At 71.9% G+C, this 12,443-nt stretch carries 11 protein-coding genes; 7 read left to right on the top strand and 4 right to left on the bottom strand.

Annotated features, from left to right (window positions below; all coding sequences use genetic code 11):
• Nucleotides 1-160: 160 nt before the first annotated feature.
• Nucleotides 161-1,501 (bottom strand): maltokinase N-terminal cap-like domain-containing protein, encoded by a 1,341-nt coding sequence (locus FHS07_RS11360; protein ID WP_183419999.1) that lies wholly within the window; start codon nucleotides 1,499-1,501, stop codon nucleotides 161-163.
• Between the two features lie 71 nt (nucleotides 1,502-1,572).
• Entirely contained in the window at nucleotides 1,573-2,502 is a 930-nt protein-coding gene (locus tag FHS07_RS11355) for a hypothetical protein (RefSeq protein ID WP_183419998.1), read from the bottom strand.
• Between the two features lie 257 nt (nucleotides 2,503-2,759).
• On the opposite strand from FHS07_RS11355, the gene FHS07_RS11350 reads away from it, so the two are divergent.
• The 3 genes from FHS07_RS11350 to FHS07_RS11340 are packed head-to-tail and all read left to right on the top strand — an operon-like array spanning nucleotide 2,760 to nucleotide 6,909.
• Complete coding sequence (locus FHS07_RS11350) at nucleotides 2,760-5,054, top strand: ABC transporter ATP-binding protein (protein ID WP_183419997.1); 2,295 nt, start codon at nucleotides 2,760-2,762, stop codon at nucleotides 5,052-5,054.
• An 11-nt stretch (nucleotides 5,055-5,065) separates the two neighbouring features.
• Complete coding sequence (locus FHS07_RS11345) at nucleotides 5,066-6,592, top strand: hypothetical protein (RefSeq protein WP_183419996.1); 1,527 nt, start codon at nucleotides 5,066-5,068, stop codon at nucleotides 6,590-6,592.
• A gap of 50 nt (nucleotides 6,593-6,642) precedes the next feature.
• Entirely contained in the window at nucleotides 6,643-6,909 is a 267-nt protein-coding gene (locus FHS07_RS11340) for a DUF3039 domain-containing protein (protein WP_055953839.1), read from the top strand.
• A 3-nt stretch (nucleotides 6,910-6,912) separates the two neighbouring features.
• Here the strand turns inward: FHS07_RS11340 and FHS07_RS11335 are convergent, their stop codons facing one another.
• Both FHS07_RS11335 and FHS07_RS11330 read right to left on the bottom strand, forming a co-directional pair.
• The gene (locus FHS07_RS11335; RefSeq protein WP_183419995.1) at nucleotides 6,913-7,413 is read right to left on the bottom strand and encodes a hypothetical protein; all 501 of its coding nucleotides are present in this window, start codon (nucleotides 7,411-7,413) and stop codon (nucleotides 6,913-6,915) included.
• Nucleotides 7,414-7,581: 168 nt separating this feature from the next.
• The gene (locus tag FHS07_RS11330) at nucleotides 7,582-8,907 is read right to left on the bottom strand and encodes a nicotinate phosphoribosyltransferase (RefSeq protein WP_183419994.1); all 1,326 of its coding nucleotides are present in this window, start codon (nucleotides 8,905-8,907) and stop codon (nucleotides 7,582-7,584) included.
• 392 nt (nucleotides 8,908-9,299) lie between these two features.
• Here FHS07_RS11330 and murI point away from each other — a divergent pair, with 392 nt between their 5' ends.
• From murI to FHS07_RS11310, 4 genes are read left to right on the top strand one after another with little or no spacing between them, the layout of a single operon-like run.
• The gene (gene murI, locus FHS07_RS11325) at nucleotides 9,300-10,118 is read left to right on the top strand and encodes a glutamate racemase (protein WP_183419993.1); all 819 of its coding nucleotides are present in this window, start codon (nucleotides 9,300-9,302) and stop codon (nucleotides 10,116-10,118) included.
• Nucleotides 10,119-10,154: 36 nt separating this feature from the next.
• The gene (gene rph / locus FHS07_RS11320) at nucleotides 10,155-10,880 is read left to right on the top strand and encodes a ribonuclease PH (protein WP_183419992.1); all 726 of its coding nucleotides are present in this window, start codon (nucleotides 10,155-10,157) and stop codon (nucleotides 10,878-10,880) included.
• 1 nt (nucleotide 10,881) lies between these two features.
• Complete coding sequence (gene rdgB, locus FHS07_RS11315; protein WP_183419991.1) at nucleotides 10,882-11,478, top strand: RdgB/HAM1 family non-canonical purine NTP pyrophosphatase; 597 nt, start codon at nucleotides 10,882-10,884, stop codon at nucleotides 11,476-11,478.
• Between the two features lie 26 nt (nucleotides 11,479-11,504).
• Nucleotides 11,505-12,314: a glycosyltransferase family 2 protein gene (locus tag FHS07_RS11310; RefSeq protein ID WP_221189466.1), complete on the top strand. Its 810-nt coding sequence runs from the start codon at nucleotides 11,505-11,507 to the stop codon at nucleotides 12,312-12,314.
• Nucleotides 12,315-12,443: the final 129 nt, after the last annotated feature.

Below are 12,443 nucleotides of genomic sequence, written 5' to 3'. Positions count from 1 at the left end.
TCGCCCCCACCGGCACGACGCCACCCCGCGATGCGTATCGCGGGGTGGCGTCGATTCTGCGGGGCGGTGTGCGCAACCTCGGCGATCTGCGCAACCTCCGCTGCGGTGGGGCCGTGCGGACGGACTGTGAGCGGATCGCGGACGTTGTGAACGCGGTGGGTCAGTCGAGCGGCGCGAGCCGGCCGATCGCGGCGAGCGGGATGCCGACCCAGTCGGGGCGATTGCGGGTCTCGTAGATCGCCTCGTACACGGCCTTGTCGAGTTCGAACGCGGCGAGCAGCGGGTCGTCGTCGGTGCGCACGGCGCCGGCGGTGTCGGCATAACCGGCGAGGAACGCCTGCTGCGCGTCGATGACCCACGCGCGCACCGCGTCACCGTCGTCGTCGGCCACGGCGCCCGAGACGTAGTCGAACGAGCGCAGCATGCCGGCGACATCGCGCACGGCCACATCGGGCAGCAGCCGCTCCTCGATCGGCCGGAGGGGCTCGCCCTCGAAGTCCAGCAGAACCCACCCGTTCGAGGGGGTGTGCAGCACCTGTCCGAGATGCAGGTCCCCGTGGACGCGCTGGAGGGACGGCCACGGCGCACGCGCGGCGGCGGCGTACACCGCACGGATGCGATCGGCGTAAGGGGCCAGCGCGGGCACCTCGGCGAGGGCGATGGCGAGTCGTCGGTCCCACGCGCCGATCACGGCCGCGCGGTCGGCATCGTCGGGCTCACGGGTGGGGAACTGCGCGGCGAGGGCGACGTGCATGCCCGCGACGCTGGCGCCGAGGGCATGGGCGCGCTGGGCGAAGTCCTCACCGGCGGCCGCGGCATCCAGCGCGACCCGCCAGGCGTCCTCGACGCCCTCGAAGAACTCCTGCGCGAAGGCGAGCGAGCCGCTCACCGGCACACCCTCGGGCGTCATCCACGATCCGCGGACCTCGCCGATGGCTGCTGGGACGAACGCGGCACCGCCGGCTGCCAGAGCCGACTGCAGCTCCACATCGGGGTTGATCCCGGGGTTCACCTGGCGGAAGAGCTTGCAGATGACGGGTACGCCGGCGGCGCCCTCGTCGGGGCGGAAGATCAGTGACGTGTTCGACTGCTCGCCACTCAGCACCTTGGCTGTCGCGCGCGCTGCCGGAGTCTTCCCATCCGGCATGGCGAGGGCGAATCCGATGAAACCGTCGCCGGGTGCGCCGACTTCACCGCCGGCGGTCACCCAGGAGTAGAGCTGGTCGGTGAACCCGGCCTCGGTCGTGGCGTCCGTCCACACCCGTCCCTCTCCGAACGCGCCGATGAGGCTGCCGGGCGGAACCGATCCCTCCGCGCGGATCGCGACGGGGACCTGGTAGACGATGGCCGGTTGGACCGCCTCGTCGCGCACGAGCAGAAGGCGGACGTCGTCGTCGAGAGACCAGTCGGCGACGACGGTGAGCCGCGGGTCGCGGCCTTTCGTGCCGTACCAGCGCTGACGCGGCATCCAGACAGCGAGGAGATCGAGAAGGTCGCCCATGCCGTGAGGCTAACGCGCCGCCGGGTCGACCGCGCAGGACTTGCGCGCGGGGCGGTCTCGATGAGAAGGGGTCAATCGGTCTCGACCGTTTCGGCGTCGGTGTCGCGCTGCCGCCGGTGGGGGAGCGCCTTACGCGCCACCGAGCCGGTGCGTCGCCCCGCCGATCCGACGGCGTCGGCGATGGCGGAGCCCGCGCGGCGGACACCGCCCACGGCGCTGCGCTCGAAACGCTCGTTGCCTTCGCGCGGCTCGAGATCCGCGGGCAGCGCCGGCGGGGGGCTGCCGAAGGCGCGACGCGCGTTGACCAGCACCCGCCGGCCGAGGATGTGGTTGCCGGCTCCTCCGACCACGGCGCCGACGCCGAAGGGCAGGGCCTTTCCGAGCCACGACGCCCCGCCACGGGTGGCGAATTGCCGCACGAACGAGGTCTTCAGCCGGTCGACGAGGGGGCCGACGGCCGCGCGCGGGAGGGTCTTCGTGACGAGTTCGCCCCAGTATCCGGAACGGGTGGTGCCGCGGCCGGCCGCCTGTGCGGCGAGCTGCGAGACGAGGTCGACGCCCTCTTTGCCGAGCATCAGCGCGAGCACGAGGGCACGCCCGCGGTCGGGGTCCTCGACGGCGACGCCGTGGACCTCCGCGACCGACTGCGCGTAGAGCGCGGTCGCCTCGAGGAACCCGACGGTCTCGACGCCGCTGAGGGCGAGGGTGACGCCGGTGCCGATGCCCGGCACGACGGCCGTGGCGCCCACGGCGGCGCCACCCGTGGTCACCGCGGCGAGGTAGCGGCGCTCGAGGATCGTCAGGATCTGCTCGACGGTGGCATCCGGATGCCGGAGGCGGATGCTGCGCAGGTGCGCGAGCACGACGGGCCGCTGCACCGACAACACGCGGTCGAGCATGCGGATCGTGCGGGGATGCTCCTCCGATCCCGCGGGTGGGAGCCCGCCCGTCCAGGGGGCGTCCTGCGGGAGGGAGTGGATGCGGTGCACCTTCTCAGCCATGACCTCATCCTCTCCCGGCCGGCCCGACGTGCGCCGCGACTTGACGGCGATGCGCGGATCCGTCGTGCGAACGCATCCGCCCGCCGCCGCGGACGCTCCTGCCGCGCCGGAGGCCGCGCGGGCTGAGGCGCGGGGCGCCGACGTGTGCGGAACCTCGCTCGGTCCGGCCGCGCCGGAAGCCGCGGGGCGCCGACGCATGCGGAACCTGCGTCGGCAAGAGCAAGGGCGGTGTCGGAGGGGGTTGGTAGTTTGGTGCGATGACAGCGTCGCTGCCGGAACCCCGAGACTCGTCCTCCTCTGACACCGAGGGCGTCGCGGCGAGCGTCGAACCCGCGGCCCGCCAGATCCCCTCGACGGCGCGCGCACCGCGGACCACGCCCGCGAAGCGTCCGCCGGCCCGTGCACAGGGCGACGGGGCGTCCGACGCCGACGCGTCGACCGGCGCTGCGGCGGCGAAACCGGCCCCGAAGCCGCGCGCACCCCGCGCCCCGCGAACGGCGGCGGCACGCGCGTCGGGAACGGCTGCCCGTACTCCGGCGGCCAAGAAACCGGCGACCGCGCGGACCGCCGCGAAGAAGCCGGCATCGCCGCGCACCTCCACCGCGTCGACCGCGTCGGCGTCGGCGATCTCCGCGTCTGCGAGCGCCGCGTCCGCCCCCGCCGCCGACGAGGCCGCGGTCGACGCGGCCGTCGTCCCCGCTGATGCGCCGGTCGTGGTCGAGCAGTCCGCGTCGCCGGGTGCCGCTGGCGCGCCGGTCACGGTCGAGCACTCCGCGTCGCCGGGTGCCGTTGCCACGCCCGAGACGGCCGAAGAGACGGCCGAGACGTCTGTCGCTCCCGATGCGCCCGCCGCGGCGGGCGACACGAATGCGTCGGAAGAGGCCGATCCGACGAACCCGGAACCGTCCGATCCCGACCTCGTCGCGCCCGAGGCCGCGTCCCCCATCGCCTTCGATGACATCGTCATTCCTCCGCGACCGCCGCTACCGGGCGCCCCCGCGGCGGAGGCGCCGTCCTCGACCGCGGTCGACGTGGCCGCAGACCCGACGCCGGCGGATGTGGCCGCAGAGGAACCGACGGTCTCCGACCTGCCCGTCGCGGAGCCGTCCGCGGCTCGCCCGCTGATCGCGACCGACGATCCCGTCGCAGAGGACGACCCGCTGCCCGCCGTAACCGATGTCGAGGTGGTCGTCGCGACCCCGCTCGACACACACGACGCCGATGGTCCACGGGCGACACCTGACACCCCGGAGGCCGGGGGGAGCGCCGTCGCCGGAGCTACCGCACCGCGCGATGTTCCCGACGCGGCCGCATCCGACGACGTTCGTGTCGGCGATTCGCAGGATCCCACCCCGCCCGACGTCCGCGTCGACGAGGAGGCATCGGCCGACGAGGCCCCGGACGCCGTGGTGCTCGACGCCACCGGCACGGTCGCCGACGCCGCCGACGCGGACGCCGAGGAATCCGCCGACGTGGACGCCGAGGAATCCGCCGGCGCGGACGCGGACGTAACCACCGACACGGTCGCCGACGCCACCGACGTGGACGCCGAGGAATCCGCCGGCGCGGTCGCCGCCGGCGCGCACGCCGGGGCATCCACCGACACGGTCATCGACACCGCGGTTCCCGCTGGCACGGACGCCGAAGCGTCGCCCGTGGCGGTCCCCGCTGGCACGGACGCCGAGGCGTCGCCCGTCGCGGTCCCCGCCGGCACGGTCACCCCGGCCACGGTCACAGGCTCGGAGGCATCCACCGACGCAGCGGCATCCACCGATCCGACTGCCGACGACGCCGTCCCCGCGCTCACGCTCCGCCACATCACCAAGACGTTCGGCGAGCTCCGCGCCGTCGACGCGATCGACTTGACCGTGCCCGCGGGCTCGTTCTACGGTCTGGTCGGCCCCAACGGCGCCGGCAAGACCACGACCCTGTCGATCATCGCGGGCCTGCTCCGCGCCGACGGGGGCGCCGTGACGATCAACGGTGTCGATGCCAAGAAGCGGGCGCGCGAAGCGAAGAAGATGATCGGCGTCCTGCCCGATCGTCTGCGCACCTTCGATCGTCTGACGGGTCGGCAGCTGCTGTCGTACTACGGAGCGCTGCGGGGGCTCCCGAGTGGCCTCGTCGAAAGCCGCATGGCCGATCTCGCCCGCGCCTTCGACCTCGTCGACGCGCTCGCGCGGCCTGTGTCCGACTACTCGGCGGGAATGACGAAGAAGGTCATGCTCGCGGGTGCGATGATCCATTCCCCGCGTCTGCTCGTGCTCGACGAGCCCTTCGAGGCCGTCGATCCGGTCTCCAGCGGCGTGATCCTCGACATCCTCCGCACGTACGTCGACCACGGCGGCACCGTCATCCTGTCGAGTCACGGCATGGAGCTCGTCGAGCGGGTGTGTTCCCGCGTGGCGGTCATCGTGTCGGGCCAGGTGCTCGCCGAGGGGACCGTCGACGAGGTGCGCGGCGAGGGCACGCTCGAGCAGCGTTTCCGCGAACTGTCGGGCGGTCTGGGCGACGTGGAGGGTCTCGAGTGGTTGCACACGTTCTCCGCCTGAGACTGGCGATGATGCTGGGCGCCCTGCGGGGCGACCGGCGCGACGTGATCCGGCGGGCGATCGGCGTCGTCGTGCTCATCGCGGCCACCGTCTTCGCGGCCATGAGCGCCGCAGGACTCGCGGATGCCGACCGCCTCACGACGGCGGTCGTCACCGTCCTCGCGGGGTCCGCGGTCACCCTCGGGTTCGCGGTCGGTCCGCCCGTCACGGCCTCGATCGACCCCCTCGACCCGCGGCGGTTCGCGGTCGTGGGCCCCGAGCCGCGCCCACTCGCCGGCGCGCTGCTGCTCGCCGGCTTCTTCAGCGTGCCCGTCCTCGTGACGCTCGTGCTCGGCGTCAGCGTCGCCGTGGCGTGGAGCGCGCACGGTGCCTCGGCGGTGGCGGGCGTGGCATCCGTGGTCTTGGGCCTGACGACGTGCGTGCTGTTCGCCCGCGTCAGCATGGCCCTCGGTGCGCTCGTGCAGCGACCCCGGCAATCCCGCGAACTGATGAGCGTCTACCTCATCGCCGTGCTCGTCGTCGTCGTGCCTATCGGGGTGTTCCTCGGATCGCTCGAGTGGCGTGGCGCGGTGCCGTCGCAGCTGGCGTCGGCAGCAGAGATCCTCTCGTGGACGCCCGTCGGCGCCGCGTGGGCCATCGGCCTCGCGCCGACGACCGGTGCGGCCATCGGCGGCCTCGTCGTCGCCCTGGCAACCGTGGCGCTGCTCGCCCTGGCGTGGTTCGCCCTGGTCGAGGTGCTGCTGACCACGACGCGTCGTCCGGTCGCGGTGCGCGAGCGCGGGGGACTCGGGTGGTTCGCGCTTCTTCCCGGCACTCCCGGGGGAGCCGTCGCCGCCCGCAGCCTGTCGTACTGGCTGCGCGACCGGCGGTACATCGTCAACGTTGTGATCGTGCCGATCGCGGCCGTCGTCTCGACGGTACCGCTGCTCGTCGCGGGCGTGCCGTTCGAGTTGGCGGTGCTGCTGCCGGTGCCGATCATGGCGCTGTTCTTCGGCTGGCTGCCCCACAACGATCTCGCCTACGACTCCACGGCCCTGTGGATGCACATCGCCAGCGGCGTGCGCGGCATCCCCGATCGCGTGGGGCGTCTCGTGCCCATCCTGCTCATCGGCATACCGATCCTCGCCATCAGCCTCCCGCTCGCGATCGTCGCGCACGGTCGCTGGGCGATCTTCCCCGCCATGGTCGGCGTGTGCGCAGCGCTGTTCCTCGGCGGTCTGGGGTTGTCGAGTGTCTCGTCGGTTCTGGCCCCTTACGCGGTCTCACGGCCGGGTGACAGCCCCTTCCAGCAGCCGCAGCGCACCGGCTCTGGCGGGGTCGTCGCACAGGGCCTCGTCATGCTCGGGGCGGTGCTCACCGCGCTGCCCGCGGGTTGGCTGACGTGGCAGGCGATCAACGGCACGGCCATCGACGCGATGTTCGCGCTCTGGGTCGGTGTGGGCGCCGGCGCGGTCGTGCTGATCTTCGGAGTCGTGGTGGGCGCGGTGGTCTACGAGCGCCGCGTCACCCGCCTCATGGAGTTCGCCGAAGCGACCTGAGTCGAACCCCTCCGACCGCCGAGCGCGGTCCGCGGCTACACTGGCTCTCCATGAGCACGCCTCTCGACAGTCCTGACAGCGGGGGTCTCGCGACCCTGGATCGAGAGCTCGAAGAGCTCATCCGCGAAGAGAACATCGAGCCCGGTGACCATGAGCGCTTCTCGCATTACGTGAAGAAGGACAAGATCCTCGAGTCGGCCATCACCGGCAAGCCGGTGCGCGCGCTCTGCGGCAAGAAGTGGACCCCGGGTCGTGATCCGGAGAAGTTCCCGGTCTGCCCGCAGTGCAAAGAGATCTACGAGTCGCTGGTCAAGTGAGCGTCAGCTGATCTCGACCGAGGTCGTCGCCGTCGCCGAGCCGTCGGAGCCGAACAGCACTAGCGTGAAGCGATAAGTCCCCGTGGGCACGGGGTGGACGCCGTCGGTCGGATACGTGCGCACGTCTTGTGCGTATCCGCCGATTGCAATGCTGAGGACCCCTGTCATCGACGACGGCCCGAGCGGCCCCTCCACGGCGACGGCGTACGGAATGACCGCCACGGCGGGGTCGCTCTGGGGCCACCACACGATGTTCTGGTCGTACCGTGCGCGCACGTAGACCGCGATCGGTCCGCGGTTGGTGTTCGTGGCCCCGTCGTACTGGTGGAGATTCTGCGCCGTGAAGTCGGAGCCCGGGCGGATCTTCGCGACGAGGACGCTGCCGCCGGACGACGCGTGGGCGGGGGTTGCGGCGACGACGGCGATCGCGGGCACCGCCCACGCGGCCGCGGAGACCAGGTGGCGGCGCGTCGGCTGGGGGGTATCGCCCGCAAGGTACGTCATGGGGGTCCTTTCGCGGCCGTCGGCCGGATCGCGGAACCCTTCACGCTAACCGGGTCCACGCACCGTGAGAGCCGCGGTCGGTCGCCAATCACCCGGTACGTCACCTGGTGCGGAGCGCGGCAAAGACGACTCGGTCGTCTCGCCGGTGCGCGGGGGATCAGCCGCCGGTCAGCCCGCCTCGCGGTACTCGGTCGGCAGGGCGGGCTCCGACTTGCTGAGCGCCAGCGCCCGCACGGGCAGTTCCTCGCGCACGCGCGCGTGGTGTCGGCGTGCGGCCTCGACGCCTTCCGAGCCGAGGGCCGCAGCATCCGCCTCGCCGTCGCTCATGAGCGTGGTCTGCAGGGGACGAGCGTCGGGATGCTCGGCGGCGGTGGACAGCTCTTCGAAGCCGTCGCTGACCATGATGAGCTCGGAGGTCGCGGTGCCCCCCTCGAGGGTGCGGAACGCGGCCTTGCGGCCCCCGTGCGAGGCCTTCTGCGTCGACGCCTTCGCGACGCCCACCCACGAGCCGTCCGCCGCCTCGCGTGCGACGAGCTTGAACACCAGGCCCGCGGTCGGTACGCCCGAGCCGGTCGCGACCGAGGTGCCGACGCCGTAGGAGTCGACGGGGGAGGCCGCGAGGGCGGCGAGAGCGTACTCGTCGAGGTCGCTGGTCACGGTGATGCGCGTGCCCGTGGCGCCGAGTTCGTCGAGCAGCGCCCGCACCTCGCCCGCGACGATGGGCAGGTCGCCCGAGTCGATGCGCACCCCGCCCAGCTGCGTGCCGGCCACGCGCACGGCCGTGCGCACTCCCTCGACGATGTCGAACGTGTCGACGAGCAACGTCGTATCGGCGCCCAGCGCGTCGACCTGCGAACGGAACGCGTCTTCTTCGCTGTCGTGCAGCAGCGTCCAGGCGTGGGCGGCGGTGCCCATCGTGGGCACACCCCATCGCCGCCCCGCCTCGAGGTTGCTGGTGGCCGAGAAACCCACGATGTAGGCGGCGCGCGCGGCGGCGACAGCCGCCTCCTCGCTCGCGCGACGAGAGCCCATCTCGGCGAGCGGTCGATCACCGGCGGCGACGCTCATGCGCGCGGCGGCGGTGGCGACGGCGGAGTCGTAGTTCAAGATGCTGAGCGCGAGCGTCTCCAGCAGCACGGCTTCTGCGAAGGTCCCTTCCACGGTCAGCAGCGGCGAGCCGGGGAAGTACACCTCGCCCTCGCGGTAGCCGGTCACCGATCCCGTGAAGCGATAATCCGCGAGGAAGTCGAGGGTCGTGGCATCCACCACCCTCGCATCCCGCAGATAGCGCAGCTCGTCGTCACCGAAGCGGAAGTCGCGGATGGCCTCGAGCAGCCGGCCGGTGCCCGCGACGACGCCGAAGCGGCGTCCACCCGAGAGCCGGCGCCCGAACACCTCGAACACGCAGCGGCGCGAGGCCGTACCGTCGCGGAGGGCCGCGTCCAGCATCGTGAGTTCGTAGCGGTCGGTGTGCAGAGCCGTGCTGCGCGTCATGGCGCCAGCCTATTCCGCGGCCCGCCCACCGGTGCTGCGGAGCCTTGACTTCCCGACCTGCGCGACACGACGCAGGAGATCCGCACGGTGCCCGGCGCCGAGCCGCGGTTGCCGGCGGCCGCGACGCGGTATCTCCTGCGTTGTGTCCCGCGGCCGCGACGCGGCTCCTCCTGCGTGTGTCCCGCGGTCACGGGTCGACGCATCGGCCGCCCGGCGACACAACGCAGGAGATCCGCACGGTGCCCGGCGCCGAGTCGCGGTTGCCGGCGGCCGCGACGCGGTATCTCCTGCGTTGTGTCCCGCGGCCGCGACGCGGCTCCTCCTGCGTTGTGTCCCGCGGTCACGGGTCGAGGCATCGGCCGCCCGCACCCCGCCCGGTAGGCTGGCCTCCTATGGACGACGCGCCGATCGGGATCTTCGACTCGGGGGTCGGCGGTCTCACCGTCGCCCGGGCCGTGTCGGCCCAACTGCCGCGCGAGTCGATCCTCTACATCGGCGACACCGCCCGTTCTCCGTACGGTCCGAAGCCCATCGCGGACGTCCGACGGTACGCCCTCGAGGTGCTCGACACCCTCGTCGAGCAGGGCGTGAAGATGCTCGTGATCGCGTGCAACACGGCGTCCGCCGCCATGCTCCGTGACGCCCGCGAGCGGTACGACGTTCCCGTCGTCGAGGTCATCGGCCCCGCCGTACGCACCGCGATGTCGACCACCCGTAACGGCCGGATCGGCGTGATCGGCACGGTCGGGACGATCGGCTCGCGCGCCTATCAGGACATGCTCGAAGTCAACGAGCGCCTCACGGTGTTCGCCGGAGCATGCCCCCGCTTCGTGGAGTTCGTCGAGGCCGGCGTGACCGACTCGCCCGAGGTGCTCGCCACCGCTGAGCAGTACCTCGCCCCGCTCCGCCACGCCGGTGTCGACACGCTCGTGCTCGGCTGCACGCACTACCCCTTCCTCGAGGGGGCCATCAGCTACGTGATGGGCCCCGACGTGAGCCTGGTCTCCAGCGACAGCGAGACGGCGAAAGACGTCTTCCGCCAGCTCGTCTCGAGAGACCTGCTGGCGAGTCCGGATGCCACTCCCCGCCACCGCTACGAGGCCACCGGCTCGTCGGCGGACGACTTCCTGCGCCTGGCGCACCGCCTCATGGGCCGTGAGGTGCGCGAGGTGCAACTCGTGCAGACCGGCGCCATCGACCTGCCGCGCTGAGGCGTGGCATCCCGTTCCCGTTCCTCTGGAGGATCCATGACCCGTAAAGACGGCCGCACCGCCGATCAGCTCCGCCCCGTCACGATCGAGCGCGGGTGGTCGGCGCATGCCGAAGGCTCGGCGCTGATCACGTTCGGCGGTACGAAGGTGCTCTGCACCGCCTCGTTCACCAACGGCGTGCCGCGCTGGCTGAGCGGCAAGGGCAAGGGCTGGGTCACGGCGGAGTACGCGATGCTGCCGCGCGCGACGAACAGCCGCAACGACCGCGAAAGCATCAAGGGCAAGGTCGGCGGGCGCACGCATGAGATCTCGCGTCTCATCGGGCGGGCACTGCGCGCGGTCGTCGACACCAAGGCGCTGGGCGAGAACACCATCGTGATCGACTGCGACGTGCTCCAGGCCGACGGCGGCACGCGAACCGCGGCGATCACCGGTGCCTACGTCGCGTTGGCGGATGCCATCGCCTGGGGACGCGAGAAGAAGTTCATCGGTCAGCGCTCCGAGGTGCTGCGCGACTCGGTCGCCGCGGTGTCGGTGGGCATCGTCGACGGGGAGCCGCTGCTCGATCTGGCCTATGTCGAGGACGTGCGCGCCGAGACCGACATGAACGTCGTCGTGACCGGCCGCGGCCTGTTCGTCGAGGTGCAGGGCACCGCCGAGGGCGCACCGTTCGACAAGGCAGAGCTCGACCGTCTGCTCGAACTGGGCGTGAACGGGTGCGCCGAGCTGCGCGGCATCCAGACCGCGGCTCTCGAGGGCTGAGATGGCACGCGTCGTGCTCGCCACACACAACCCGCACAAGGTCGAGGAGTTCCAGGCGATCGTGGCCGAGGTGCGCCCCGACCTCGAGGTCGTCGGCTACGACGGACCCGAGCCGGTCGAAGACGGCGTGACATTCGCCGAGAACGCCATGATCAAGGCGCGCGCGGCGGCGGCGCACACGGGGCTCCCGGCCCTCGCCGATGACTCCGGCGTCGCGGTCGACGTGCTGGGCGGCTCGCCCGGGGTGTTCTCGGCGTACTGGGCGGGGCACAAGAAGGACGCCACGGCCAACCTCGAGCTGCTGCTCGACCAGCTGTCCGACGTCGCCGACCCACATCGCACGGCGCAGTTCGTGTCGGTGATCGCCCTCGTGCGCCCCGACGGAGGCGAGCAGACCGTCGAGGGCCGCTGGCCCGGACGCCTGGCGATGCGACCCGCCGGACCGGGTGGTTTCGGGTATGACCCGATCTTCGTGCCCGACGGTCAGCCCGAAGGCTCCGAACGGACCGTCGGCGAATGGACGGCTGCCGAGAAGAACGCCGAATCCCATCGCGCCCGGGCATTCGTTCAGCTCTCGCCCCTTCTCGCGTCACTCTGAGCGTGTAGACCCGTGAGGTGACCGCAATGCCCACGGTGTCGATCGTCGTCCCCGCCTACAACGAAGAGGCGGTCATCGAGCGGTGCCTGCGCGCGATCGTGCGTCAGAGCGTCCCCGCCGCCGAGGTGCTCGTCGTCGACAACAGATCGACCGACGGCACACGCGAGGTGGTGCAGAGGGTCATCGACGAACACCCGGGTGCCGGCATCCGACTTCTGCGTCAAGACGGTCGGCAGGGGCTCGTGCCCACACGCAACCTCGGAATGGATGCCGCTACGGGCGACGTCCTGGGACGCATCGACGCCGACACCGTTCTGAAGCCCGACTGGGTGTCGCAGGTGTCGCGCGTCTTCGCGGGGGGCGTCATGGATGCCGTGTCGGGACCCGTCGAGTACTACGACCTGCCGCTGCGCGCGATCGGCCAACAGATCGACGACCGGTTGCGCCGGCTGCAGGTGCGCCTGGCGGGGGACTTCGTGTTCCTGTTCGGCAGCAACATGGCCGTGCGCGCCGATGCGTGGCGCGATGTGCGCGAGTTCCTGTGCGACGACGAGGCCGACGTCATGCACGAAGATCTCGACATCGCCATCCATCTGGCCCTCGGCGGACGCCGCATCGCCTACTGCTCCGAGATGGTCGCCGGCATGTCGGCGCGGCGCCTCGACGACCGCCCGCGCGACTTCCGACGCTACGTCGACCGCTTCGAGAACACGTACGCCGCTCACGACATCCGCGACGTGCGGCTGCGCGCACCGATGGCGGTGTTCCTGGGCGTCTATCCGGCGCTGCACGTGCACCGACGGGTGCAGGCGCAGCTGCGGTCTCTGCGCACCTGAACCGGCCCCGAGCGCCCCGCGGTCCGGGAGCGTCGCACGCAGAACCGGCGGGGTTCTCTTCTCGAAGTCGTGATCGGCGACGGAGTCCTGAGTCGGTGCCGCGCTCGCCGGGATGCACGCGGGCTCGTC

This window comes from Microbacterium proteolyticum (genome assembly GCF_014192415.1).
In the GTDB taxonomy this organism is placed as follows: Bacteria; Actinomycetota; Actinomycetes; order Actinomycetales; family Microbacteriaceae; genus Microbacterium; species Microbacterium proteolyticum.
This window is presented reverse-complemented; position numbering and strand designations above follow the sequence as displayed.